25 protein-coding genes are annotated in these 25738 nt (G+C 60.1%); 5 read left to right on the top strand and 20 right to left on the bottom strand.

What is annotated here, in order from left to right:
• Nucleotides 1–141: 141 nt before the first annotated feature.
• The 10 genes from ACSFE6_RS15720 to ACSFE6_RS15765 form a co-directional block, all read right to left on the bottom strand.
• Nucleotides 142–1521 carry a PepSY-associated TM helix domain-containing protein gene (locus ACSFE6_RS15720; protein WP_435428473.1) on the bottom strand — a complete coding sequence of 460 codons (1380 nt, stop codon included), beginning with the start codon at nucleotides 1519–1521 and terminating at the stop codon, nucleotides 142–144.
• A 47-nt stretch (nucleotides 1522–1568) separates the two neighbouring features.
• Nucleotides 1569–2009 carry a DUF2946 domain-containing protein gene (locus ACSFE6_RS15725; RefSeq protein ID WP_435428474.1) on the bottom strand — a complete coding sequence of 147 codons (441 nt, stop codon included), beginning with the start codon at nucleotides 2007–2009 and terminating at the stop codon, nucleotides 1569–1571.
• A 21-nt stretch (nucleotides 2010–2030) separates the two neighbouring features.
• Nucleotides 2031–2510 (bottom strand): copper chaperone PCu(A)C, encoded by a 480-nt coding sequence (locus ACSFE6_RS15730; protein ID WP_435428475.1) that lies wholly within the window; start codon nucleotides 2508–2510, stop codon nucleotides 2031–2033.
• Nucleotides 2511–2558: 48 nt separating this feature from the next.
• Nucleotides 2559–2957, bottom strand: coding sequence for a DUF2946 domain-containing protein (locus ACSFE6_RS15735; protein ID WP_435428476.1), 399 nt, complete (start codon nucleotides 2955–2957; stop codon nucleotides 2559–2561).
• 117 nt (nucleotides 2958–3074) lie between these two features.
• Entirely contained in the window at nucleotides 3075–3398 is a 324-nt protein-coding gene (locus tag ACSFE6_RS15740; RefSeq protein WP_435428477.1) for a DNA-binding protein, read from the bottom strand.
• A 4-nt stretch (nucleotides 3399–3402) separates the two neighbouring features.
• Entirely contained in the window at nucleotides 3403–3738 is a 336-nt protein-coding gene (locus tag ACSFE6_RS15745; RefSeq protein ID WP_435428478.1) for a type II toxin-antitoxin system RelE/ParE family toxin, read from the bottom strand.
• Nucleotides 3739–3794: 56 nt separating this feature from the next.
• Entirely contained in the window at nucleotides 3795–4520 is a 726-nt protein-coding gene (locus ACSFE6_RS15750) for a cobalt-precorrin-6A reductase (protein ID WP_435428479.1), read from the bottom strand.
• Nucleotides 4517–5614: a cobalt-precorrin-5B (C(1))-methyltransferase gene (locus tag ACSFE6_RS15755; RefSeq protein ID WP_435428480.1), complete on the bottom strand. Its 1098-nt coding sequence runs from the start codon at nucleotides 5612–5614 to the stop codon at nucleotides 4517–4519. Before ACSFE6_RS15755 ends, ACSFE6_RS15750 begins: the two co-directional genes overlap by 4 nt.
• Nucleotides 5607–6818, bottom strand: a complete 1212-nt coding sequence (gene cbiE, locus ACSFE6_RS15760; protein WP_435428481.1) for a precorrin-6y C5,15-methyltransferase (decarboxylating) subunit CbiE — start codon at nucleotides 6816–6818, stop codon at nucleotides 5607–5609. The genes ACSFE6_RS15755 and cbiE overlap by 8 nt, the downstream gene beginning before the upstream one ends.
• 135 nt (nucleotides 6819–6953) lie before the next feature.
• Nucleotides 6954–7607 carry a hypothetical protein gene (locus ACSFE6_RS15765; RefSeq protein WP_435428482.1) on the bottom strand — a complete coding sequence of 218 codons (654 nt, stop codon included), beginning with the start codon at nucleotides 7605–7607 and terminating at the stop codon, nucleotides 6954–6956.
• 216 nt (nucleotides 7608–7823) lie between these two features.
• Between ACSFE6_RS15765 and cobG the strand changes: the two genes are divergently transcribed.
• The 5 genes from cobG to ACSFE6_RS15790 all read left to right on the top strand — a co-directional run bounded on the left by cobG (nucleotide 7824) and on the right by ACSFE6_RS15790 (nucleotide 13216).
• Nucleotides 7824–9146 (top strand): precorrin-3B synthase, encoded by a 1323-nt coding sequence (gene cobG / locus ACSFE6_RS15770; protein ID WP_435428483.1) that lies wholly within the window; start codon nucleotides 7824–7826, stop codon nucleotides 9144–9146.
• Nucleotides 9139–9765 carry a precorrin-8X methylmutase gene (locus ACSFE6_RS15775; protein WP_435428484.1) on the top strand — a complete coding sequence of 209 codons (627 nt, stop codon included), beginning with the start codon at nucleotides 9139–9141 and terminating at the stop codon, nucleotides 9763–9765. The genes cobG and ACSFE6_RS15775 overlap by 8 nt, the downstream gene beginning before the upstream one ends.
• Nucleotides 9765–10496, top strand: a complete 732-nt coding sequence (locus tag ACSFE6_RS15780) for a precorrin-2 C(20)-methyltransferase (protein ID WP_435428515.1) — start codon at nucleotides 9765–9767, stop codon at nucleotides 10494–10496. Before ACSFE6_RS15775 ends, ACSFE6_RS15780 begins: the two co-directional genes overlap by 1 nt.
• Nucleotides 10496–12205 carry a precorrin-3B C(17)-methyltransferase gene (gene cobJ, locus ACSFE6_RS15785; protein WP_435428485.1) on the top strand — a complete coding sequence of 570 codons (1710 nt, stop codon included), beginning with the start codon at nucleotides 10496–10498 and terminating at the stop codon, nucleotides 12203–12205. Before ACSFE6_RS15780 ends, cobJ begins: the two co-directional genes overlap by 1 nt.
• Nucleotides 12206–12400: 195 nt before the next feature.
• Complete coding sequence (locus ACSFE6_RS15790) at nucleotides 12401–13216, top strand: hypothetical protein (RefSeq protein ID WP_435428486.1); 816 nt, start codon at nucleotides 12401–12403, stop codon at nucleotides 13214–13216.
• 45 nt (nucleotides 13217–13261) lie between these two features.
• On the opposite strand, the gene ACSFE6_RS15795 is transcribed toward ACSFE6_RS15790, so the two are convergent.
• From ACSFE6_RS15795 to accB, 10 genes are all read right to left on the bottom strand, one after another.
• Nucleotides 13262–13858, bottom strand: a complete 597-nt coding sequence (locus ACSFE6_RS15795) for a MarC family protein (protein WP_435428487.1) — start codon at nucleotides 13856–13858, stop codon at nucleotides 13262–13264.
• Nucleotides 13859–13921: 63 nt separating this feature from the next.
• Nucleotides 13922–16699, bottom strand: coding sequence for a response regulator (locus ACSFE6_RS15800; RefSeq protein WP_435428488.1), 2778 nt, complete (start codon nucleotides 16697–16699; stop codon nucleotides 13922–13924).
• A gap of 99 nt (nucleotides 16700–16798) precedes the next feature.
• Complete coding sequence (purD, locus tag ACSFE6_RS15805) at nucleotides 16799–18094, bottom strand: phosphoribosylamine--glycine ligase (protein WP_435428489.1); 1296 nt, start codon at nucleotides 18092–18094, stop codon at nucleotides 16799–16801.
• Nucleotides 18095–18248: 154 nt separating this feature from the next.
• The gene (gene purH / locus ACSFE6_RS15810) at nucleotides 18249–19856 is read right to left on the bottom strand and encodes a bifunctional phosphoribosylaminoimidazolecarboxamide formyltransferase/IMP cyclohydrolase (protein ID WP_435428490.1); all 1608 of its coding nucleotides are present in this window, start codon (nucleotides 19854–19856) and stop codon (nucleotides 18249–18251) included.
• 82 nt (nucleotides 19857–19938) lie between these two features.
• Nucleotides 19939–20259 carry a DNA-binding transcriptional regulator Fis gene (fis, locus tag ACSFE6_RS15815; RefSeq protein ID WP_015093301.1) on the bottom strand — a complete coding sequence of 107 codons (321 nt, stop codon included), beginning with the start codon at nucleotides 20257–20259 and terminating at the stop codon, nucleotides 19939–19941.
• Nucleotides 20256–21266 carry a tRNA dihydrouridine synthase DusB gene (dusB, locus tag ACSFE6_RS15820; RefSeq protein WP_435428491.1) on the bottom strand — a complete coding sequence of 337 codons (1011 nt, stop codon included), beginning with the start codon at nucleotides 21264–21266 and terminating at the stop codon, nucleotides 20256–20258. The genes fis and dusB overlap by 4 nt, the downstream gene beginning before the upstream one ends.
• A gap of 185 nt (nucleotides 21267–21451) precedes the next feature.
• Nucleotides 21452–22726 carry a DUF3426 domain-containing protein gene (locus tag ACSFE6_RS15825; protein WP_435428492.1) on the bottom strand — a complete coding sequence of 425 codons (1275 nt, stop codon included), beginning with the start codon at nucleotides 22724–22726 and terminating at the stop codon, nucleotides 21452–21454.
• Nucleotides 22727–22756: 30 nt separating this feature from the next.
• A complete protein-coding gene (gene prmA / locus ACSFE6_RS15830) occupies nucleotides 22757–23635 on the bottom strand; it encodes a 50S ribosomal protein L11 methyltransferase (RefSeq protein ID WP_435428493.1) in 879 nt (292 codons plus the stop codon).
• A gap of 252 nt (nucleotides 23636–23887) precedes the next feature.
• Nucleotides 23888–25246: an acetyl-CoA carboxylase biotin carboxylase subunit gene (gene accC, locus ACSFE6_RS15835; protein WP_435428494.1), complete on the bottom strand. Its 1359-nt coding sequence runs from the start codon at nucleotides 25244–25246 to the stop codon at nucleotides 23888–23890.
• A gap of 17 nt (nucleotides 25247–25263) precedes the next feature.
• Entirely contained in the window at nucleotides 25264–25728 is a 465-nt protein-coding gene (accB, locus tag ACSFE6_RS15840) for an acetyl-CoA carboxylase biotin carboxyl carrier protein (RefSeq protein WP_435428495.1), read from the bottom strand.
• Nucleotides 25729–25738 lie beyond the last annotated feature (10 nt).

Consider the following 25738-nt stretch of genomic DNA (forward strand, 5'->3'; position numbering starts at 1 on the left):
GGCTCGCTCCCACATGGATTGCGTTAACCCTGTGGGAGCGAGCCTGCTCGCGAAGGCGGTTCTGAAGATCAGGAGAAAAGCCGGACGACAGAAATGCGCGGGAAGTTTACCGCTCCTTCATTCCCGCGCATCTCGCCTGTTTCATGATGAAGTTGAAGCGCTCTCAGTTTGCCGGGTGAAGCGCGACAGCAGTAGCTTGTCGAGCACCCAGACCGCCACCAGCGAAGCACCCACCAGCGGGAACGCCACCGCCAGGGCGAACATGATCACCATCGCGGTTTTCCATTTCGGCAGGTCATGACGCAGTGGCGGTACGCCGAGCTTGCCTTGCGGGCGACGCTTCCACCAGATCACCACGCCGCTGACGGCGCTGAGCAGGATCATCAGGCAGATCAGCAACACGATGATCTGGTTGACCACGCCAAACATCTTGCCTTCGTGCAACATCACGCCGATTTCCGTGGCGCGGGCGACAGTGCCGTATTGCTCGAAGCGCACATCGGCCAGGACCTTGCCGCTGTACTGATCGACATGCAGGGTGGCGTCGTTGCGCGGGTCATCGGCGAATACCGAGATGGTGAACACGCCGGTCGCGGACTTCGGCAAGGTGATGCTGTAACCCGGTTCGACCTTGCTCTGGGTGGCGATGTTTTGCACATCTTGCAGGCTGATGGTTGGCGCCGCCGGACCCGCATGCGCGCCGTCGTGGGCCATGTGTTCGGCATGATCGCCAGACATCGGCATCGGCGTGTTTTCCATGGCCCATGGCACGGTTTGCCGATGAGCCTCGTTGAGGCTGCGCGCTTCAACATCGGATTTGGGTACGTCATCCCACATCGCGGCCGGGAACACGTTCCACACGGCAGCGTATTGCGAGCCCCAGAATCCGGTCCAGGTCATGCCGCTAAGCAGCATCACCAGCAGCAGCGAGGCGCCCCAGAATCCGGTGACGGCATGCAGGTCGCGCCACAACACCCGACCGCGACTGCTCAGGCGTGGCCATAGAATTCCAGCTGCTTGGCCGCGTGGCCACCACAGGAACACGCCGGACACGACCAATACCACGCCCCAACCGGCAGCCAATTCCACCAGTCGGTCACCAACGGTACCGATCATCAGTTCGCCGTGAATGGCTCGCGCGATGGCTTGCAGGTTTTTCTTGGCGTCTTGCTCGCCGAGGATGTCGCCACGGTACGGGTCGATGAATACGTTCAGCTCTTTGCCAGCGTCGAGCACGACAAATTGGGCGCTGCGTTCGGCGTTCACCGGTGGCAGGTATTGCTTGATGGTGCCCTGTGGATAAGCGTCTTTCACGCGTTTCATCAGGTCATCGGCCGCGACGGTGTGATGTCCGGCCGGCACATTGAGCCAGTGGCTGTACATCAGAGAATCGAGTTGTGGCTTGAACAGATAAATGGTGCCGGTCAGGGCCAGCATCACCATGAATGGCGCCACGAACAGTCCGGCATAGAAATGCCAGCGCCAGGCCAGGTTGTAGAAATTCACTTTTGGCTGCTTCATCACGTGTGCTCCGCGTGCTTCGGATCTTTTAGTTATGGGGTGCGGGATTACACGTGGATGGGCGGGGCACGAGTACGGGCGCCGGGGAAAATGGTTTGCCGGGCATGGCCCAGGCGCGGGGAGGGGGACGTGAAATGACCGGTGGGGGGCGTGTCGAACGCAGCGAATGACGCGCCACCGGTGAGTGCCGGGCAATTGAACAGCAGGCTGCAATAGCCGCATTTTTCCCAGATGGCATGATGCCCGGCCTGCGGCGGGCAGTGTTCAGCGTCGGATTGTGCGCCGTGCCCGGCCTGGTCCAGCGCTGGCGCATCCATGGGCATGTCCATCGACATGTTCATGGTCGCGTGTGAGTCCATCGGCATCGACTGGGAAACCAGTGGGCCGATAAAGATCATCAACATGGCGAACAGGCTGATCCAGCTGCCGCGTGTCAGGCTCGATGTCTGACGACGCAGTTTGGATGACCTGACGCTAGCCGGGCGCATTGGCGTTTTCTGCTCAGCCGGTTACTGGGCGTGCGCGTGCTTTTGCCCGTCTTCAGGCGCCTGCTTCTGTACCGCGACTTCGACCGTCACGTCGCCGGCTTTCTCGAAGTGCAAGGTTATCGGGAAGCGCTTGCCATCGCTCAGCAGGTTGCGGTCGTTCGGGTTCAGCAACATCACGTGATAGGCCATGGGAGCAAAGGTGACTTCGCCGCCGGCAGGGACTTCCACGCTCGGTACATGCTCCATCTTCATCACATCGTTTTGCATCACGTGCTCGTGCAATTGCGCAACGCTTGCAATCGGCGAGTCGACACTGAGCAAGCGATCGGCGGTTTGGCCTTCGTTGTGAATGACAAAATAGGCCGCGACGTTTGGCGCGTTGGGCGGCAACTCCTGCGACCAGGGGTGGTCGATGTGCAGCTCCCCGACCTTGTATTCGTGAGCATTGGCAAAGCAGGCAGGCAGCAGCAACGCGGCCACAACGAAGAGTCGATTCAACATGATGGTTCTCCAGAACGATTCAAAACGCAGGTCAATTGCGAGAAGGAATCACACCAGAGGGGACGCGCGGGGGTTGAGATTCGGCCATTGCTGGCGCGGTGTCGGCGTGTCGAGTGAGGCGGGGGGCAGGCTTCGATTGGATTCGAACTGCGCGAAATACAGCTGTGGTGCGTGTCCGGGCAGGGCCACCAACGGCGCGGAACCTGAACAACACCAGCAATGCTGCATGTTGGAGTGATCGTCGTTTTGAGAGGCTTTTTTCTCGATCCCACCCAGGGATATCGCCACCATTTTGGTGCCGCTGGACGAGCAGAAACTACCCCACAATAACTGTTCGGCAGGCGACTTAGCCGACTGCGCCATCGCTCCGGACATCGGCATGGCGAGCAGGTTGAACAGCACTGCGAAGCAGGCTATCCAGGCAATTGCGAGCCGTTGTCGGGTCATTGGGCAGATCCGGTTGAGTGGGCGATCAGGCGCGGCTATTTAGCCTGATCAATGCCGATAAGTAAAAACGCGGCGTGCGGTGTGGTGTCGCAGTAACACTAGCTGGTTTTTATGCCATTAGTGCGCACGTACCGCATGCACTTGCATATCTACTCCAAGCGTAGCGCGAATTACGGCGAAGATTGCAGCCAGGTTGTCCATGCTCGGGTTACCTTTGGCAGATAACATTCGATGGAGGCTTTTACTGGGCTTTGCCGTTTCCCTTGCCAGCTCCTCGAAGCCGACAGTGGCGTTCACGAGATCACGCAGAATGATCCTGGCCATTTCAGGCTCCCCGTTAAGAAACAGGGTAGCAGCCTCATCCAGCAATGCCTGGGCGAACTCCGGGTCACGCTGGGCACGTTCGGCGATGGTGTCTTTGTAGCTTCGGGTGAGCGCCATAACGTTATCTCCGGGGGCGGTCAGCTTTCTTTCGGGCTCTAAATTCGGCAATTAATATCTTGGCCTGTTTGATGTCGGCTTTTTGAGTGGATTTGTCGCCCCCACCAAAAAGGATGATCAGCCGCTTGCCCTCTTGAACAAGATAGATTCTGTAACCGGGCCCCCAATTTATTCGGTATTCGCCGAGTCCATCGAACCACTTGATGTTTGATGTGTTACCGAGTTCCAGTCGAATCAGCGCATTGGATACCCTGAGCGCGGCTTGCTTATTCAAGGTGGAAAACCAGCGTCCGAAGGGGCTTGTTTCATTGTCCTGCAGGTATTCTTCGAGTGTAATCACAGGCGGCTCTGAAGGTAACAAATAGGTTACTGTTCATGCAAGCCAATGATCCTGCCCTAGCGAGCGAAGTCCGCCAATGCAGCAAGTGTTTCTCCAAGCGTCAGAAACTCCCGCTCAACCCCCGGCAACACCGGCCGCTTCAACACCAGCACCGGCAGCCCACGCTCGCGCGCCACGTCCAGCTTCGGTTCGGTCGCGGCGCTGCCGCTGTTCTTGCTGATCAACACGTCGATCTGCCGACGTTCGAACAACTGCCGTTCATCGTCGATCAGGAACGGCCCCCGTACGCCGATCACTTCGCAGCGTTCGTTGCCCGGATACACGTCCAGTGCGCGCAAGGTCCAGAATTGTTCCGACGGGATTTCGTCCAGGTGCTGCAAAGGTTCGCGGCCCAAGGTGAACAGCGGTCGTCGAAAGGGTTTCAGGGCTTCGATCAGTTCGGCCCAGTCGCTGACTTCGCGCCAGTCGTCTCCGGCCTGGGGCTGCCAAGCCGGACGTCGCAGTGCCCAACAGGGAATACCGCTCAGGCGCGCTGCGCTTGCTGCGTTATGGCTGATTTTGGCCGCGTAGGGGTGGGTGGCGTCCAGCAGCAGGTCAATCCCTTCTTCGCGGATGAATTGCGCCAGGCCTTCGGTACCGCCGTAGCCGCCGACGCGAACCTGGCAGGTCAGGTCCGTCGGCACCCGACCGATACCGGCCAGGCTGTAGATGTGTTCCGGCCCGAGGGTTCGGGCGATGGCCAGGGCTTCGCTCACACCGCCGAGCAACAGCATGCGTTTCATTGGAAAGCTCCGGCATGGCCAACGATCCCGCCCTGGCGGTCGATGGCAAACACTTCGACTTGCACCTGCGCCGGGACCACGCTGCGGGCAAAATCCAGGGCGTGCCGGCATACCTCATCACCGAGGGCAACGCCTGCGGCCTTGGCCATGGCCAGGGCTTGCTGACTGGTATTAGCTTCGCGGATGCCTTGCTGCAATGCCGCATCGGCGCCAATCGCAGCAGCCCATTCGGCCAATTGCGGCAAGTCGATGCTCGAATGCCGACTGTGCAAGTCCATGTGGCCGGCCGCCAGTTTGCTGATCTTGCCGAAGCCGCCACAAATGCTGAGTTTATCCACAGGCACTTTGCGCAGATGCTTGAGCACCGCGCCGACGAAGTCGCCCATCTCGATCAGGGCGATTTCCGGCAGGTTGTAGATCCGGCGCATGGTGTCTTCGCTGGCGTTGCCGGTGCAGGCGGCGATGTGCAGGTAACCGTTGGTTTTCGCCACATCGATGCCTTGGTGAATCGAAGCAATGTACGCCGCACAGGAGAACGGCCGGACAATGCCGCTGGTGCCGAGGATCGACAAACCGCCGAGAATCCCCAAGCGCGGGTTCATGGTTTTCAGCGCCAGGGCTTCGCCGTTTTCGACGTTGATCGTCACCTCGAACCCCCCTTGATAACCCAGTTCGTCGGCGAGTCGGGTCAGATGGTCGGTGATCATTTGGCGTGGCACCGGGTTGATCGCCGGTTCGCCGACGCCCAGCACCAGCCCGGGACGGGTGACCGTGCCGACACCGCGTCCGGCATTGAAGCCGATGCCAGGCTCGGGGCGCAGTCGCACCTGGGAGTAGAGCAAGGCGCCGTGGGTCACGTCGGGGTCGTCGCCAGCATCCTTGATCGTGCCCGCCTCGGCGCCGTCATCTGTCAGCCGGCAGAACTCCAGGCGCATTTGCACCTGTTTGCCCTTGGGCAGGACGATTTGCACCGCGTCCGCCATCGTGCCGGCCAGCAGCAGGCGCGCCGCCGCGAGACTGGTCGCCGTGGCGCAACTGCCCGTGGTCAGGCCACTGCGCAGCGGTGCGGGTTGTTCGCCGGTTTCGTCACGCATCGAGAGGCTTCGTCATATCCAGAATGGTAATCGGCAAGGCCTGGCGCCAGGTGTCGAAGTCGCCCAGCGGTTGCGCCTGGGCGATATGAATGCGCGTCAGCTCGCCACCGTGTTGTTCGCGCCAGCCCATCAGGGTCATTTCACTTTGCAGGGTGACCGCGTTGGCGATCAGTCGGCCGCCCGGTTTGAGGGCGGCCCAGCAGCTATCCAGCACGCCTTCGCGGGTGACACCGCCACCGATGAAAACGGCGTCGGGACGTTCGAGCCCCTCAAGGGCTTGCGGCGCACGGCCGCGAATCAGTTGCAGGCCAGGCACGCCAAGGGCGTCGCGGTTGTATTCGATCAATTGTTGCCGCCCTTCGTCGGCCTCGATGGCCAGCGCCCGGCAACTCGGGTGGGCGCGCATCCATTCGATGCCGATCGAACCGCTGCCGGCGCCGACGTCCCACAACAGTTCACCGGGCGTTGGCGCCAGGCGAGCGAGGGTGATCGCGCGCACGTCACGCTTGGTCAGTTGACCGTCGTGTTTGAACGCCGAGTCCGGCAGCCCGGCAAGGCGCGACAGACGGGGTGTGTTCGGTTCTGCAATGCAGTCGATGGCGATCAGATTCAGATCGGCGATGTCGGGATCGGTCCAGTCGCTGGCGATGCCGTCGATACGCCGCTCGGCTTCACCGCCCAGATGCTCCAGCACGGTGAGGCGGCTCGGGCCATATCCACGATCACGCAACAGCGTAGCGACGGCGGCGGGGCTGCGACCATCGTTGCTCAGCACCAGCAAGCGCTGGCCGCTGGATAACTGAGTGTTGAGCGCGGCGACCGGACGAGCCACCACCGACAGGGTGACCACGTCCTGCAAGGGCCAGCCCATTCTGGCGGCGGCCAGCGAGCAGGAAGAAGGGGCGGGCAGGATCAGCATTTCATCGCTGGCAACTTGCCGGGCGAGGCTGGCGCCCACCCCGAAAAACATCGGATCGCCGCTGGCCAGGACGCAGACGGGTTCGCCACGACGCGCCAGCACCAACTCAAGGGAAAAGGGGCTGGGCCACAGTTGCCGATCACCGCGGATACAGGTCGACAACAAATCCAGTTGCCGTTGCGCGCCAATGATCCGCGACGCGTTCAGCAAAGCATGTCGTGCATTTTTGCCGAGCCCCTTGAAGCCGTCTTCGCCAATGCCTACCACTGTCAGCCAGGGGGTCATGCTGTTCCTCTTTTCTCGATCAAAGCCAAGTCATCGCCGCGCCCGACGTTATCGATCTGGCGGTCGCGCATCATAGCGCGGCGTGGATTGCGTTAGCCGAAATTGTAGTGGACGCCGACTCCAGCGGCCCAAGACTTAACGAGCCGCTTGTTTTCTCAAGTCGAATCGTTTCATCAGGAGTTCACGGCACTTGTCTTCAAGGAGTGCTCTTTTGGTTTCGAGTATGCGTTTGTCCAACTTGAGAAAGGCTCGACTCTGAATGATTTTGGCGGCCTGCCTATCCCAATTCCAGAACAGGAAACCGCTCTTTTTGGTGTGCACCACCAATTCGAGATTGAACACCGCTATTTCCAGAAAGCCCTTCGAGTCGTACCGCGCAGGTAAGACCTGAAAGCGCTCGCCCATCAGACTTTCTTCATCCAGCGAATACAGCGCCGGTTTATCGGGTTTCAATGCGTCGAGGGTGTCGATCATGGCGTTGCCCTGGCGGGTGTCGTGCATGCCGTGGGCGCTTCTGACCAGATAGTCCGCAACGCTTTGCGACACGTCATAACGGGTGCGGGTCTGGATGGCATCCTGAAAGACCGACCAGCCGAAAAAATTCAAGGTCGAAACATATTCGTTCAGCCACGCTGCCGAGTTGGCAAAGCGGCTGGCAATCATGTCTGCGGACCTCGTGGCGATCTGCGTGCAATGAGTGAGGTCGTGGTAATCCTGCGGTGAGAGTTCGTCGATACATGAAATAAGGTTGTGACCGGTCAATAGTCCATTTGAGTGATTACTGTCCATGTGTTGCTCCGAGAAAAATGGGTGAAGTCTTGCCAGTAAAAAAGTACAGGTTGCGCAACAGGCTTTAAACGAGAGTAATTCGGCGAATTGATTCTGGCTGTTAGTGCTTTTTTGCGGCGTAGCTTCGCGCTCTATTCGTCGACAAGTGTCTCGGGCTTTTCATCCCACCGGACAAAGCAGGCATAATGCTGCCCTTCATCTTGTGCCGGTCATCCTGTGAGCTCTCCCAAGACATCCAACCCTTTGCGTCCTACGGCCTGTCCCGGGTTGTTGCGTATTGTCCGGGCGTTGGATGGAGGTATCTGCCGGATCAAGCTCAACGGTGGCGCGATCAGCGCCCGGCAGGCTATTGCAGTGACGCAGGCCGCCGAACGCTATGCCGGTGGTGTGATCGAGGCGACCAACCGCGCCAACTTGCAGATTCGCGGGATTGGTAGCGAACAGACGCCTTTGATCGACGGCTTGCTTGCTGCGGGTTTGGGGCCGCGTAATGCGGCCAGCGATGATGTTCGCAACCTGATGCTCAGCCCGGCCGCCGGCATTGACCGGCAGATGCTGTTCGACACCCGGCCGCTGGCTGAGCGGATTCTCGCCACGTTGCAGGGTGACGAACGCTTTCACGATCTCAGCGCCAAGTTCGCCGTGCAGCTCGATGGTGGCGAGGCGCTGAACATGCTCGAGCATCCCCATGATCTTTGGCTCTCGGCCTTTGTTCGAGAGGGCGAGCAGCGCCTGGCGTTCGGTCTGGCCGGCTGCCCGATAGACAAACCCGCAGGTTCAGTGGCGCTCGACGCTGGCTATGCATTGGTGGTCGCAGTGCTTGAGTTGTTCCTGGAGTTGGCGCATCCCGAGCAAACGCGGATGCGTCATTTACTGACCGAGTACACCGTCGAACACCTGCTGAGCCGACTGAGCGAGCGAGTCTCCATTCAGGCTGTTACCGATTGGCGGCGCCTGCCGGATTCGAGCGTTCTGCACATCGGCGCACATCCTCAGAAAGAGGCCGGTGTTGCCTATGTGGGAGCGGTGCCACCACTGGGACGACTGGATCCTGCAACGTTGCACGGTGTCGCACAACTGGCAGAAACCTACGGCGACGGCAGCCTGCGATTCACGCCCTGGCAAAGCCTGCTGTTGCCCAATATTCCCGACGAACGCTGTGCTGAAGTCATCCGGCGCCTGGCTCAATTGGGCCTGCTGTGTCACGCCGATCAGGCGCTGACCCGGATGATCGCCTGCACCGGTTCAAACGGTTGCGGTAAAAGCCAGGCCGAGACCAAGGGCGATGCCCTGAGACTGGCCGCGCTGCTGCAAGGTCACGGGCATGCGCTGAGTGTGCATTTGAGCGGCTGCCCACGTTCCTGTGCCGCCGCGCATACCGCACCGGTCACATTGCTGGCCGTCGCCCCCGGCCATTACGATCTCTATTTTCGCGACGCAGCGCAGCCCGGTTTCGGCGCGTTGCACGCACGCAACCTTACTATTGAAGCGGTCGCAGCCTTGCTTGACGCCCGCTCACGGAGCCCCCTTGATGCTTGATTACATCCGCGACGGTCAGGAGATCTATCGCAACTCCTTCGCGATCATTCGCGCCGAGGCCAATCTCGCGCGAATCCCGGCCGATCTGGAAAAACTCGCGGTTCGGGTGATACATGCCTGTGGCATGGTCGAGTCCATCGACGGTTTGCAGTTTTCCGAAGGCGCGGGCAAGGCCGGGCGCGTTGCGCTGGCGGCCGGTGCGCCGATCCTGTGTGATGCGCGAATGGTCTCCGAAGGCATCACCCGCGCACGGTTGCCGGCCAACAATCCAGTCATCTGCACCTTGCGTGACGAAAGTGTTCCCGAGCTTGCCCGCGAGCTGGGCAACACCCGCTCCGCCGCCGCACTGGAACTGTGGCGTCCGCATCTGGAAGGCAGTGTGGTGGTGATCGGCAATGCGCCGACGGCACTGTTCTATCTGCTGGAAATGCTCGATGCCGGTGCGCCGAAACCCGCGCTGATCCTCGGATTTCCGGTGGGCTTCGTCGGCGCCGCCGAGTCCAAGGCCGCGCTGGCGGCGGACAGTCGAGGCGTGCCGTTCGTCATCATGCAAGGTCGCCTGGGCGGTAGCGCCATGGCCGCCGCCGCCGTCAATGCCCTCGCCACGGAGATCGAATGATGCAGCAACCTGGACGTTTGATCGGCCTCGGCGTGGGGCCCGGTGATCCGGAACTGATTACCGTCAAGGCACTGCGCCTCTTGCGCGAATCGCCGGTGGTGGCCTACTTCGTCGCCAAAGGTAAAAAGGGCAATGCGTTCGGCATCATCGAATCGCATCTGCAAGACGCTCAGAACCTGCTGCCGTTGGTGTATCCGGTGACCACTGAAGCTTTGCCGGCGCCGCTCTCCTACGAACAAGTGATCAGCGATTTTTATGATGGTGCCGCCGAAGAACTGGCTGCGCATCTTGATGCCGGTCGCGATGTGGCGGTGATCTGCGAGGGTGATCCGTTCTTCTACGGTTCCTACATGTACCTGCACGACCGCCTCGCCGAGCGCTATCAGGCAGAAGTCGTGCCGGGTGTTTGTTCGATGCTCGGTGGTGCTTCGGTCCTCGGTGCGCCGCTGGTGTATCGCAATCAGAGCCTGTCGGTGTTGTCCGGCGTGTTGCCTCATGATGAGCTCAAGCGCCGCCTGGCGGATGCCGATGCTGCAGTGATCATGAAGCTGGGCCGCAACTTTCCCAAGGTCCGTCAGGTGCTGGAAGAGCTCGGGTTGGCCGGGCGGGCGCTTTATGTCGAACGTGCGACCATGGCTAACCAGAAAATCGTCCCGCTGGATCAGGTCGAGCCGATGTCGTCGCCGTATTTCTCGTTGATCATCGTTCCCGGTGAAAGGTGGCAAGGCTGATGACCCGTCCAGTTCCGGCGATTGTCATTCTCGGCAATGGCAGTCTCACCACCGCGCGCGCTATTGCACAGGTGTACCCTGGTGCCTTGATCCATGGCCTGGCCGGGCGGGTCGAGGGTGCCGATCGTGTTTTTCACGAGTTTGGCGCGACCCTGCGCGAGCTGTATCAACAAAACACGCCCCTCATCGCCCTCTGCGCCGCCGGGATCGTCATCCGCACCCTGGCACCCTTGCTGCTGGAAAAAGGTGTCGAACCACCGGTGCTGGCCGTGGCTGAAGACGGCAGTGCGGTGGTGCCGTTGCTTGGCGGTCTTGGCGGTGTGAATGTGATGGCGCGAGAAATCGCCGCGCATCTCGATGTTATGCCGGCGATCACCACCAGTGGCGAGCTGCGTTTTGGCACTTGCCTGCTCAATCCACCCAGCGGCTACGCACTCGGAGATCTGGAGCTGGGCAAGCGGTTTGTATCTGACCTGCTGGCCGGTGAAACGGTGCGTGTCGAAGGTTCCGCGCCGTGGCTGGCGCAAGCGCAGTTGCCTGAGGATGACCAGGCGCGATTGGCGGTGCACGTCAGCCATGTCGAACGTGTGCCGGTGGCCAACGAACTGCTGATCTATCCGCGCAATGTCCTGGTGGCGGTCAGCGCTGGCGTTGCCGACTTGCCGAATGCGGTTCGCGAGGTTTTGCGTCAGGCCCGGATCGCCATGCAATCGGTGGCCTGTCTGTTGGCGGCTGATACTGAAATGGCCAGCGCGGAGTTACGTGAAGGGGCGCTTGAGTTGGGCGTGCCGCTGCGTTTTGCCAAGACTGAGGCTGGAGCTGGTGAACTGGTCCGCAATGCTATCAGTCAGTCTGTGTCCATGTTGGGTGACGACAGTATTGCCATTGCAGTCGCGGAACAACCGCTGGACCCATTGCAGATTGGTCGGCCTCGCGGACGTCTGGCGGTAGTGGGATTGGGGCCGGGGGCTGCCGAGTTGATGGTGCCTGCGGTGAAAACCGAACTGGCGCGCGCCAATGATGTGCTGGGTTATGAAACCTACGTGCGTATGGCCGGACCGTTCCGCGATGATCAGGTGCTGCACTGCACCGACAATCGCGAAGAAATGCAGCGGGCGCGTCACGCCTTTGAACTGGCGGCGCAGGGGAGATCGGTGGTGGTGGTGTCTTCGGGGGATCCGGGTGTGTTTGCCATGGCCGCTGCCGTGCTGGAAGCGCTTCATGAGTCGAGCGATGCGACGTGGCACAGCGTTGATCTGGACATTCTGCCAGGCGTCTCCGCTTCCCTGGCGACAGCTGCCCAGGCCGGCGCGCCGTTGGGGCATGACTTCTGCGTGCTGTCGCTGTCGGACAACCTCAAGCCCTGGACGATCATCGAGAAACGCCTGGATCTGGCGGCTCAAGCCGATCTCGCCCTGGCGTTCTACAACCCGATTTCGCGATCGCGTCCATGGCAGCTTGGGCAGGCGCTGGATATCGTCGCCCGCCATCGTGAGCCACGGACTCCGGTCGTGCTGGGACGGGATATCGGCCGTCCGGGTCAGACCTTGCGAGTTACCACGCTGGGTGAGTTGAGTGTCGATCAGGTGGACATGCGGACCATGGTCATTATTGGCTCTTCCACGACGCGGGTCATTCCCCGTGCCGATGGCTGCCCGTGGGTTTATACACCGCGAAGTTACGGCGACAAGCTCACGCCCATCCGGTAATTGATATTTATCGCTTTAAAATGAAGCCAGATCGCCCATGTTGTTGGACGGTCTGGCTTTTTTATATGCGTTGAGGCTTTGTTTTTATAACTGTACATATGTTGTATTTGGTTTGGGTTGTTGCTCGAAGTTGATTGGGATAGGTTTATGGTGTTCCTGGATGGAGCGCAGGTTAATTATTAAAGGGATTTATATATGGATGTTTTTGAAAGTTCAGTCAGTATTGCGCGCAGTGGTGAGTTCGTCCGGGCGTGCCTGCAAAAGCGTAAGGCAGGGTTGCCTGCAGTCAATCGCGCCAGGTCGTTGGTGTCATCGGTGGCGACGAGCCCAACCAAGGAGCTGGATGCGCTGGTGCTGGGCAATAGCCTGATTGGCTACGGTGACAAGATCAGCGTCGAGAATATGGCGATCATCGAAAACCTGATCACCATGTCGAAGATGGAAGCGAACTACGAGGTGCCTGGAAACTCCGATCCAAAGGCGTGGTATCAAGCGTTTGCCAAATGCATGGAAGATCTTGGTTGTTTTGTGGCGGATAAAGGTTATTCAAAATACAGCGCCACTTCGTTGAAGATCGAAATGGATAACGTCATGGTCGATATTATTCAGGCTGCGATCGAATCGGCAAAAGCCGCCATTCCTGGCGCCACTGTGCTCAGTGCGGTAACAAACACTACGTTGACTGCATTAAAGAAAGAGCCTGACGCGATCAATTTACTGAATATTGAATCCAAAAGTGCAGAAGGCGTAAGGCTGTCAACTATTCCCATCGAACAATTGCCTAATGGCATTATCCTGATTGCGATTGCGGCGCTCGATCACCAGGGTGGCAGCAACGATGGTGGTGTGTTGTTTGTTGACTGGAAGACATCTTCCCTCGATGTTTTTCACGGCAAGTCGTTCATCACGTTCAACCCTGCCCGGTACGCGGAAATCAAATCGGATATCGAAGAGTATCTAGGCGTGCACCGTAAGGAAGTTCTGGTCAAACGCTTCAGTCGGCGCAAGTGACCTGGCAAGGCCAGAGGCGGGTTGGCTCTGGCCTTGCTACAACGGCTAAGGAACCAGGTAACCCTTGACCCCGGTAAAAATAATCTGCGCCGCCAGCGCGCACACGAACAACCCCATCAACCGGCTGAGAATCTGCAGCCCCTGATCGCCGACAATGCGTTCGATTCGGTTGGACAGATACAGCACCACACCCACCGTAAAGCTGGCCAGGGCAATACTGAGAATGGCCGTGAGCTTGTCGTCCCAATGCGGCTGGCCCACGCCCATCACCAGCAATGCACCAATGGTGCCGGGGCCGACCGTCAACGGGATCGTCAGCGGGACGATGGTCACGTCCTGCTGCACGTTGTCGGTCTGCACCGCCGACTTGCCCTGAGCCATGCCCAGCGCCGAAATGAACAGCACGCTGCCGGCACCGATTCGGAAGGCATCCACCGTTATGCCGAAGACGCTGAAAATCACCCGGCCGAACAAGTACAACAAGACACTGGAGACCAGCGTGGCAATCGCCACTTTCCAGGCCAGTCGACGTTGTTCCTTGCGCGAGTAACCGCGGGTCAGGCTGATGAAGCAGGACAACACGAAGAATGGGCTATAGAGCACCAGCATCTTCAGGTACACACTGAACAACACGTGGAGCATGGTGCAGGCTCACTGGCGAGGGAAGTCGAGGGGAGTCTATCAGGCGTTACGAGGTCTGTCGGCTCAGGACGTTGGTGTCACTGTGCGATTCTGCAGGTCGCGCTGGGCTACCCAGTGCTCAATCAGTTCGCGCAGCTGCGAGAGTTCGACCGGTTTGGCCATGTGCCCGTCCATGCCAGCCTGGCGTGCGCGTTCCTTATGCTCGGCCAGGATGTGCGCGGTCAACGCCACCACAGGGGTACGGGTCCGCTGGTTGCCCACTTCCCAGGCACGTAATTGCTGGGTGGCAGAGAAGCCATCAAGGATAGGCATTTCGCAGTCCATCAGCACCAGGTCGTAGCGCTGGGCCTTCATCGCCTGCAAGGCTTCCTCTCCATTGCTGGCCGTGTCGGGTTGCAGATTGAGCTTGCCCAGCATGCCGCGGATCACCTTGGTCGAGATGCTGTTGTCTTCGGCCACCAGAATGCGGAAATCGCTGGGCACCTTGATCGGCAGCGTCGGGCTGGAAGGCAGGTGCTGTACGAGCACGAGGCCTTTGTTACGTTGGTTCAGCTCATCGGCCAGGGTCGTTTTGAGGGTGTAGCCTGCCACCGGTTTTGCAAGGATGCGTTTGATTCCCGAGTTGCGCGCGATGATCTTGCTTGGCGCATTGCTGATGCCGGTGAGCATGATCAGCAGGATGTCGTGGTTCAGGCTTGGGTCTTCCTTGATCTTGGCCGCCAGTTGCATGCCGGTCATGCCCGGCATGTTCTGGTCCAGCAGGACCACGTCGAAATAGTCACGCAAGTGTGCCTTGGTACGCAGCAGCGCCAGCGCTTCCTTGCCGGACGGTACCGCGCTGACGTTCAGGCCCCAAGCGCTGCACTGCTGCACCAATACCTTGCGACAGGTGTCGTTGTCGTCAACCACCAATACCCGTGCGCCTTGCAGCGGGCCATCGAGGTCCGAGGTCGGGTGTTCGAGCCGATCTGGGTCCAGTGGCAAGGTCAGCCATAGCGTGCTGCCCTGATTGTTTCCGCTCTTGATGCCGAACTCGCCTTGCATCAAGCGAATCAGCTGGCGGGCGATGACCAGGCCCAGATTACCGCCCAGGCGGTTCGCCGAAAGGAAGTGCTTGCTGTGCAGTTCGGCGTGCATCAATGCATCGCGCTCTTCTGCATCCATGGGTTCACCGCTGTCCTGCACCGCTATACGCAAGCGTGGTTTTGCACTGCGCTCGTCGAGCGCGACGACGATCAGGACTTCGCCTTCGTCGGTTTTCTTGAGGGCGTTCTCAAGCAGGCTCAGCAGGGTTTGGCGCAGGCGTGTCGGGTCGCCGCTGATGACCCGCGGTACTTGTGGTTGAATGAAGCTGATCAGCTCGACGTTCTGCTGCTCGGCCTTGGCGCGGAAGATGCTAAGGCAGTCCTCGATCAGCGCGTTGAGATCGAACTGCACGTCGTCGAGTTCGATCTGTCCTGATTCGAGCTTGGAGATATCGAGGATTTCGTTGATCAGTGTCAGCAGTTCGTTGCCGGCGCTATGGATAGTCTGTACATAGTCGCGCTGTTTCACCGAGAGTGGTGTCCCCAGCAGCAACTCGGTCATGCCCAGCACGCCATTCATCGGCGTGCGGATTTCGTGGCTGATCTTCGCCAGGAATTCGGCCTTGGCATTGATCTCGGCGTTGCTGGCCGCCAGGTCACGGCTAATGCTGAAGCGGTCTTCAGTGATGCGGCGCTGGCGTTCGCTCAGGGCAATGCTCATCAACAGGCCACTGATGCAGATGAATACCAGCAAGGTAGTGATCAGGCCATGGGGTTCGATCAGGGTCAGCCCCAGCAGCGCGGGCAGGATGATCAGCGTTCCGAGGTTGAACGCCACCATGGCGGCCACAAAGAGCCGCGCCGGGCGATAGCCTTTCTGCCAGTGATAGGCGCTGACGAACAGCATGCTCAGTCCCGCAAGGGCGACCAGGCCATAAGTGATGATGTTCAGCGGCAGTGTATTGACGAAGAGCAGCAACAGGCTGCAGATCATGATGAGCAGGATTTCCCCCAGTATCAGCCTGTTCAGCGGATGTGGACCCAGGGGGGTAAAGAAGCGATAGGCGAACATCAGCCCGCAGGGGGCCGTCAGTAACAAGGCAAGGTATGCGCCGGGCGTTTGCAAGGCTTGCCAGTCCGGCAACCAGTTCCCCGCCAGATTCAGTAACAGCACCAGGCTGAGCATCAGCAGCGCTTCGCAGGCTGCCAGCCAGAGGCTGCTGTGCGACCGGGTGTAGGCGTAGCGGATGAGGTTGTGCAGGATCAGCATGCCGATGCAACCCAACAGCAAGCCGTAGATGAGTGTCTGGCTCTGGCTGGCCGCGGTCATGACCGCCGATTGCAGGGTGATATAGGGGCGCAACTGGTGTTCGGAAACCAGCCGCAGGTACACGTCTAGGGGTTTGTCGTTCTGTGGCAGCGGCAGCATGAAGTCACTGCTGGGCAGTGGCCGGTCAGCCAGAGGTTGTTTGTTCCCGGTATTCGATTGCTCAATCAGCTTGTCGCCGTCCAGCACATACATATTGAGTTGCAGCAGGTCGGGGGCGAACACTCTCAGCAGTTGTTCATGTCTGCCGGGTGCCAGGCGGAAGCGTAGCCAAAGCGCGCCGTCGGGTTCGGCGGCCGTGAGGCGGTCGAGTTCGATTGGGCTGAATTGGTTGGTGTAGCGGGCAGACCGGATGTCGCTCAGCTGCAGGTCACCCTGTTCGTCGAGCAAAACTGCCCATCCACTGCCTTGCGCGGCCTGGGCCGGGAGCATGCAGAGCAATGTCAGCAGAGTGACGGTGAACCCTATGGCAATCCTGAGCCAGCGCACGGCGAAATCCCTTCGTAGGTTGATGCCAGAATATAACTATGCGCGGCGCCGGAATAGTCAGGCAAGGACCGAAGGCCCTTGCCCGGCCGAATGGGTAGCTTATTCCTGATTTTCGCCACGCTCACGGGCAATGGCACGGTAGCCAATGTCCTTGCGATAGAAACAGCCTTCCCAATCAATGCTGGCCGCCAGTTTGTATGCCTGCTGTTGAGCAGCATCGACGCTGGCGCCCATGGCGGTGGCGCAAAGCACCCGACCACCGGCCGCCACAACTTGACCGTCCTTGAGCGCAGTACCGGCGTGGAACACTTTGCCTTCCAGTGTCGCCGCTGCATCCAGGCCCTTGATGGCCGCGCCTTTGGCGTAGTCACCAGGATAGCCGCCCGCAGCCAGCACAACGCCGACGCTCGGACGTGGATCCCATTGTGCTTCAACCTTGTCCAGGGCCTGTGCCAGGGCCGCTTCGACCAGCAGTACCAGGCTCGACTGCAAGCGCAGCATGACAGGTTGGGTCTCAGGGTCGCCGAAACGGCAGTTGAATTCGATAACTTTTGGGTTACCAGCCTTGTCGATCATCAGGCCTGCGTACAGGAAGCCAGTGTAGACGTTTCCTTCTTCGGCCATGCCGCGAACAGTCGGCCAGATCACTTGGTCCATGACGCGCTTGTGCACTTCGCTGGTGACCACGGGAGCAGGAGAGTAGGCACCCATGCCGCCGGTGTTCGGACCAGTGTCGCCGTCGCCGACGCGCTTGTGGTCCTGGCTGGTGGCCATCGGCAGGACATTCTTGCCGTCGACCATGACGATGAAGCTGGCTTCTTCGCCGTCCAGGAATTCTTCGATCACCACGCGCGAACCGGCATCGCCGAAGGCATTGCCTGCCAGCATGTCGCGAACGGCGTCTTCGGCTTCGGCGAGGGTCATCGCGACGATCACGCCTTTACCGGCGGCCAGGCCATCGGCCTTGATCACGATCGGAGCACCTTTTTCACGCAGATAAGCCAGGGCTGGCTCGATCTCGGTGAAGTTCTGGTAGTCGGCGGTCGGGATCTTGTGGCGAGCCAGGAAGTCCTTGGTGAACGCTTTCGAACCTTCCAGCTGTGCAGCACCCGCAGTCGGACCGAAGCAGTCCAGGCCACGGGAGCGGAACAGGTCGACGACGCCAGCGACCAGCGGCACTTCCGGGCCGACGATGGTCAGGGAAACGTTCTTCTCGGCAAAATCAGCCAATTGCTCCAGGGCCAGCACATCGATGGCAACGTTTTCGCATTTGGCTTCAATGGCGGTACCGGCGTTGCCCGGGGCCACGAACACTTTCTGCACGCGCGGATCCTGAGCCACTTTCCAGGCCAGGGCGTGTTCACGGCCACCGCTGCCAATGATCAAAACATTCATTTCAAAAACCTCGGATGACGCTAATTCTGTAGGCAGCCTGTCGCTGCTTTTCTGTGGGAGCGAGCCTGCTCGCGAAAGCGGTGTGTCAGTCACCTTGGTTGTTGCTGACAGATTGCATTCGCGAGCAGGCTCGCTCCCACAGTTGATCGGTGTATCAGTGACGGAAGTGGCGCATGCCGGTGAACACCATCGCGATGCCGGCTTCGTCAGCCGCGGCAATCACTTCGTTGTCACGCATCGAGCCGCCTGGCTGGATCACTGCGGTGATACCGGCCTTGGCCGCGTTGTCGATACCGTCGCGGAACGGGAAGAATGCGTCGGACGCCATGACCGCGCCCTGTACCTGCAGGCCAGCGTGTTCAGCCTTGATCGCGGCAATGCGCGCAGAGTTCACGCGGCTCATCTGGCCGGCGCCGACACCAATGGTCTGGCGGTTCTTGGCGTAGACGATGGCGTTGGATTTGACGTACTTGGCGACTTTCCAGGCGAAGATCAGATCGTGGATTTCCTGCTCGGTCGGTGCGCGTTTGGTCACGACTTTCAGGTCATCGGCACCGATCATGCCGATATCGCGGCTTTGCACCAGCAGGCCACCGTTGACGCGCTTGTAATCCCAGGCAGCGGCACGATCGGCCGACCACTCGCCGCACGCCAGCAGGCGTACGTTGGCTTTTGCCGCAACGATGGCGCGGGCTTCTTCGCTGACGCTTGGGGCGATGATCACTTCGACGAACTGACGCTCGACGATGGCCTTGGCGGTTTCAGCGTCCAGTTCGCGGTTGAAGGCGATGATGCCGCCAAATGCCGATTCGGTGTCGGTGGCGTAGGCCAGGTCGTAGGCCTTGCGGATGCCGCCTTCGGCATCCGGGCTTACCGCCACGCCGCATGGGTTGGCGTGCTTGACGATCACGCAGGCTGGCTTGACGAAGCTCTTCACGCATTCCAGCGCGGCGTCGGTGTCGGCTACGTTGTTGTACGACAGTTCCTTGCCTTGCAGTTGGGTCGCGGTGGCGATGCCGACTTCCGCAGGCTTGGCTTCCACGTAGAACGCCGCGCTCTGGTGCGGGTTCTCGCCGTAGCGCATTTCCTGGGCCTTGATGAACTGGGTGTTGAAGGTGCGCGGGAACTCACTGCGACCTTCTGTGCTGAGGGTCTCAGCAGCCTGGTTCACGGTGCCCATGTAGTTGGCGATCATGCCGTCGTAGGCCGCAGTGTGTTCGAACGCCTTGAGCATCAGGTCGAAACGCTGAGCGTAGGTCAGGCCGCCGGCCTTGAGGTTTTCCAGCACGTTGGCGTAATCGCTGGCATTGACCACGATGGCTACGTCTTTGTGGTTCTTGGCGGCGGAACGGACCATGGTCGGGCCGCCGATGTCGATGTTCTCGATGGCGGTCGGCAGGTCGCAGCCTGGCTTGCTGATGGTGGCTTCGAACGGGTACAGGTTGACCGCTACCAGATCGATCGGCTTGATGCCGTGCTCATTCATGATGGCGTCGTCGATACCGCGACGACCGAGGATCCCGCCGTGGATTTTCGGGTGCAGGGTTTTCACCCGACCGTCCATCATTTCCGCGAAGCCGGTGTAATCGGCGACTTCGACTGCGGCAACGCCGTTGTCCTGCAGCAGCTTGAACGTTCCGCCGGTGGAGAGGATCTCGACGCCCAGGGCTTCAAGCTCTTTGGCGAATTCGAGGATCCCGGTCTTGTCGGAAACGCTGATCAAGGCGCGGCGGATCGGCAGGCGGGTAGTCTGGTCGGTCATCTCAATTTCCATCAAAAGCAAAGGAAGTCAGCAAAAAAGGCGACCGGTTTTACGCGGGCGCCTTTCTGGTTTGATTGAATGCTTACAGCAAATCGTACTGCTTGAGTTTCTTGCGCAGCGTGCCTCGGTTCAGTCCGAGCATCTCGCTGGCCTTGGTCTGGTTGCCCTTGACGTAGTTCATCACGCACTCGAGCAGGGGAGCCTCGACTTCGGAGAGCACCAGGTTGTACACATCCGTGACGGCAGCGCCCTCAAGGTGGGCGAAATAATTGTGCAGCGCTTTCTCGACACTCCCGCGAAGGGTCTGGCCTTCTTCGCTTGGGGTATTGAGGTGCTGTTTCAAATTCACGTTGTCGCTCACGGGTGTCGTTCCACTCACTAAAGTCTCGGTCATCATCGTCATGCGGCCACCCCCTCTCCGTCCCCTGTCAGGCTCTTGTAACGTTCGGCGAAGAAGGCCTGAACGTTGGCGCATTGTGCTTCCGTATCTTCCAAACGATTGAAGTGGGCGCGAAACTCCCTGGCGCCCGGCAAGGTTGCGAGATACCAGCCCACATGCTTTCGAGCAATGCGTACGCCCATCACGTCTCCATAGAAGGCGTGCAGCGCAGCCAGGTGCTCTAGCAGAATGCGTTCCACTTCGATCAGTTCCAGCGCCGGGAGCTTCTCGCCGGTACGCAGGAAATGATCGATCTCGCGAAAAATCCATGGCCGCCCCTGGGCAGCCCGGCCAATCAGCAGGCCATCGGCACCGGTCGCGTCGAGCACGTACCGGGCCTTTTCCGGCGAGTCGATATCGCCGTTGGCGAAGACCGGTATCGACACCGCCTGCTTGATCGCGGCAATGGTGTCGTACTCGGCTTCACCGGTGTACAGGTCTGCACGGGTGCGGCCATGGACCGCCAACGCCGTGATGCCTGCCTGCTCGGCGATCTTCGCCACCGTCAGGCCATTCTTGTTGTCCCGGTCCCAGCCGGTACGGATCTTCAAGGTAACCGGCACATCGACCGCAGCCACGACGGCCTGCAGGATCTCGGTCACCAATGCTTCATCCTTCAACAGTGCGGACCCGGCAGCCTTGTTGCAGACTTTCTTGGCCGGACAGCCCATGTTGATATCAATAATCTGCGCGCCCAGTTCAACGTTGGCCCGGGCCGCCTCCGCCAGCATCTGCGCGTCACCACCGGCGATCTGTACCGAGCGTGGCTCGGGATCACCTTCGTGGATCATGCGCATCCGCGACTTGCGGGTGTTCCACAAACTCATGTCGCTGGTGACCATTTCAGAGACTACTAGTCCCGCACCCAATCGCTTGCATAGCTGACGAAAGGGCTGGTCAGTGACGCCCGCCATGGGAGCGAGAATCAAGCTGTTATGTAATGTGTATGGACCGATGCGTACCGCCGACATAGGACTTCCCTGTTGTGGGGCCGGATCATGAGAGTTCGAAAAAGGGTTGGCATGATACCCGCTCTCGATGACTGGATAAAGGCTGAATTGAACAAAATCTGAACAGTTATGCTGTTATCGCCAGCGGTTTGGTCCGGGCGAGTGAAGTCAGAAGGCCGTCGTCAATTGGCGATCAGTGAATCGTTTCACTCTGGCGAGTGGAAACTCAGGCTGTAGTTAACCGCTTTGGCGCCTGGATCCAGAATGTCCAGCGCGATGTGGATCGGCGTCTGCGGAGGCATTTCCACCATGCCTTCGAGGTCGCCGTTGAGGTATTCGCCAGGCTTGAAGCGACGGCTGGCGATCAGGTGGCCGTTGAGGTCGGCGAAGCGTAGTTCCAGCAACGGGAAAGGCTGAGAGAAGGGCGCGCGGTTGTAGATGATCGCATCGACCACCAGTGCACCGCTGAATTCGGGGTGGCTGCGCACCACCAGATTGCTGCTTTTGATTTTCGCGATGTCGACCTTGGAGGGCACGGTGCAGCCGATTTGCGGGCACAGTTGCTGGAACCACGGGCGGTACTGGTCCTGGCGCGCCAGTTCGTCAAAGTGGTAGGCGACATACTGGCCGACGAGTGCGCCTGCTGCGAGCAGGATCAACAGTAGCCAGAAGAATCGGCGGCCCCAGGGCGAGCGGCGTTTTTGCCAGTCCAGTTGCAACGGGTCGTCGGTCAGGTCTTGCAGGACCTCGGCGCGAACATCGGGCTCACTGCGCTCGCGTCGTTTGCGCGGCGGCTCGATCGGCGACAGGTCGTGATCCGTTTCTCCGGCTGCCGTGGTGGACAAGCGTTCGCGGTGTGGTGGCGCATCCAGTGGATCATGCAGGCGAAGTTGCGGCGGTTGCGGTTCGTCGTCCAGATCCACCGGTTCCAACGAAAGCGAGGGTTCGGTGCGCGACAGAATGCTGCCCGGTTCGCTCACCGGTTCCGTGGTGTCCAGGGTTTCGAGTGCGTCGAGCGTATCGAGCTCGTCAAGTTCATTGATCGCTTGCGCCCGCTCCGCCGCCGATTCGCTGAACAGGCTGTCGGAAACCCAGGGCTCTTCGTCGCTTTCGGCGCTATCGCGGCGCGCGCTAAGGGTGTCTTCGCGGTGCCGGCCGAACTCGGTGATCGGCTGGATTTCCCGCTGCTCGAGCCGGGCGAGTTCTTCGTCCAGATCGAGGCTGTCCAGGTCCAGCTCGGTAGCGCTCCATTGCTTTTGGCTGATGGCTCGCGGCTCTGCGGGTGTTGGCGGTTCGACGATGGTTGGGGTGACAGGCGCGGCGGATTCTTTGCCGGCCTGCTCAAGCAGTTGCTTGGCAGCGTTGAACACCAGCAGGCATGAACCACAGCGAACGACACCACGAGCCACGCTCAACTGAGCATGGCTGACGCGGAAGCTGGTTTGGCAATGCGGGCACTGGGTGACGAAGCTGTCGGTCATGCGGCGATCCGGTTTATGCAGGCGTTCATTCTAGCGCCGACGGCCTGTAATGCGCACCCAGCCATCGCGATTGGCGATCGGATCCAGATCGAAGTCTTTTGCATAGGCGGCGGCAACCTCGTCACCTTGCTCGGCGAGGATGCCCGACAGCGCCAGGCGACCGCCGGTTTTAACCAGGCCTGACAGTTGCGGTGCCAGGGAAACCAGCGGACCGGCGAGGATGTTGGCTACCAGCACGTCGGCCTGAACCTGTGGCAGATCTTCCGGTAGGTAGAGGGGGAAAAGTTCCTCGGCAATATTGTTACGCCCGGCGTTATCGCGGGAGGCTTCCAGTGCCTGCACGTCGATGTCGGTGCCCACGGCGTGTTTGGCGCCGAGCAGTAGAGCGGCAATCGCGAGGATGCCCGAACCACAGCCGAAGTCGAGGACGTTGCAGTCCTTGAGGTCCTGACCATCGAGCCATTCCAGGCACAGCGCGGTGGTCGGGTGAGTGCCGGTACCGAATGCCAGCCCCGGATCGAGCAGCAGGTTTACGGCGTCAGGCTCGGGCGCGGCGTGCCAGCTCGGCACGATCCACAGGCGTTGACCGAAGCGCATTGGCTGGAAACCGTCCATCCAGCTACGTTCCCAATCCTGGTCTTCGATCACTTCGCTGTGATGTTCGGGCAGCGGGCTGCCGGTCAGCAATTCCAGATGGGCCAGTACCGGGCCGGGCTCGGTGCCGCCTTCGAACAGGGCCAGCAGGTGGGTATGCGACCACAGCGGGGTGGTATTGAGTTCCGGCTCGAAGATCGGCTGGTCTTCGGCATCCATGAAAGTCACCGACACGGCGCCCACTTCAAGGAACGCGTCTTCGTAGGTTTCGGCTTGTTCTGGGCTGATGGCGAGACGGACTTGCAGCCAAGGCATGGCGGGCACCTTTGAAAAATATTGATTGCAGCCTAGCGGGCTGCGAGAAGCGCGCAAGTTTACGCGAGCGCGAAGGTTTTGTGGGAGATCCCTTGTTGGAGCGAGCCTGCCCGCGAAGACGGTGTATCAGTCAACATTGATGTTGAATGTGCTGGCCTCTTCGCGAGCAGGCTCGCTCCCACAGGGTAAGTGTGAGGCCTTCAGAAACAACAAAGCCGCCCGAAGGCGGCTTTGTCATGTGCCGGTTGAAGCTTAGTGCTTCTCGCCAGCCAGCTTGTGCTCGAGGTAGTGAATGTTCACGCCCCCTTTGCAGAAGCCTTCGTCGCGGGTCAGGTCGCGGTGCAGCGGGATGTTGGTCTTGATCCCGTCGACCACGATTTCGTCCAGCGCATTGCGCATGCGGGCCATGGCTTCGTCACGGGTTGCACCGTAGGTGATCAGCTTGCCGATCAACGAATCGTAGTTCGGTGGAACGGCATAACCACTGTACAGGTGCGAATCGACGCGAACGCCGTTGCCGCCTGGTGCATGGAAATGCTTGACCGTGCCCGGGCTCGGCATGAAGGTTTTCGGGTCTTCGGCGTTGATCCGGCATTCCAGCGCGTGACCACGGATGACCACGTCATCCTGGGTGAACGACAGCTTATTGCCGGCGGCGATGCTGAGCATCTCCTTGACGATGTCGATACCGGTGACCATTTCCGAAACCGGGTGCTCTACCTGGACGCGAGTGTTCATCTCGATGAAGTAGAAGCGGCCGTTTTCGTACAGGAACTCGAAAGTGCCTGCGCCACGGTAACCGATGTCGATGCACGCCTTGACGCAACGGGCGAGGACTTCTTCACGCGCGTTCTCGTCGATGCCCGGTGCCGGCGCTTCTTCGAGAACTTTCTGGTGACGACGCTGCAGCGAGCAGTCGCGGTCGCCCAGGTGTACGGCGTTGCCCTGGCCATCGGAAAGTACCTGGACTTCCACGTGGCGCGGGTTGGTCAGGAATTTTTCCAGATAGACCATCGGGTTGCCGAACGCTGCACCCGCTTCGGAGCGGGTCAGTTTCGCCGAGGCAATCAGGTCTTCTTCGCTATGCACAACGCGCATGCCGCGACCACCGCCGCCGCCTGCGGCCTTGATGATCACTGGGTAGCCCACTTCGCGACCGATGCGCAGAGCGGTTTCTTCGTCTTCCGGCAGCGGGCCGTCGGAGCCTGGAACGGTCGGTACGCCGGCGGCGATCATCGCGTGCTTGGCCGAAACCTTGTCGCCCATCAGGCGGATGGTTTCAGCTTTCGGGCCGATGAAGGCGAAGCCGGAGTTCTCGACCTGCTCGGCGAAGTCGGCGTTTTCCGCGAGGAAACCGTAGCCAGGGTGAATGGCGGTAGCGCCGGTCACTTCGGCCGCGGCGATGATGGCCGGAATGTGCAGGTAGGATTGCGCGGCGGAAGCCGGGCCGATGCAGACGGATTCGTCTGCCAGACCCAGGTGCATCAGCTCTTTGTCGGCCTTGGAGTAAACGGCGACGGTCTTGATGCCCATCTCTTTGCAGGCACGCAGAATCCGCAGGGCGATCTCACCGCGGTTAGCGATCAGAACTTTTTCCAACTTCGCAGTCATCAAAGGCTCTCCGCGGTTCAAACGATGGTGAACAGCGGTTGGTCGTACTCAACCGGCTGGCCGTCTTCGACGAGGATGGATTCGATCACACCGCTGGTTTCAGCTTCGATGTGGTTCATCATCTTCATGGCTTCAACGATGCACAGGGTGTCGCCTTTCTTCACGGTCTGGCCGACTTCTACGAAGGCTGGCGAGGTTGGCGAAGATTTGCGATAGAACGTACCGACCATCGGCGAACGGGCAACGGTGCCGTTCAGCGCGGGTGCGGCCGCAGCAGCAGGGGCGGCAGCGGCAGCCGGAGCGGCGGCAGCGGCAGGAGCGGCAGCGGGAGCCGCCATTGGAGCTGGCGCGTAGTACTGCTGAGCCGGGGTCTTGCTATGACGGCTGATGCGTACGGACTCTTCGCCTTCCTTGATCTCGAGCTCGTCGATGCCGGACTCTTCCAGCAATTCGATCAGTTTCTTAACTTTACGGATATCCATGAATCATCAA

The sequence above is a fragment of the Pseudomonas baetica genome, from assembly GCF_051216495.1.
Taxonomy (GTDB): Bacteria; Pseudomonadota; Gammaproteobacteria; order Pseudomonadales; family Pseudomonadaceae; genus Aquipseudomonas; species Aquipseudomonas baetica_B.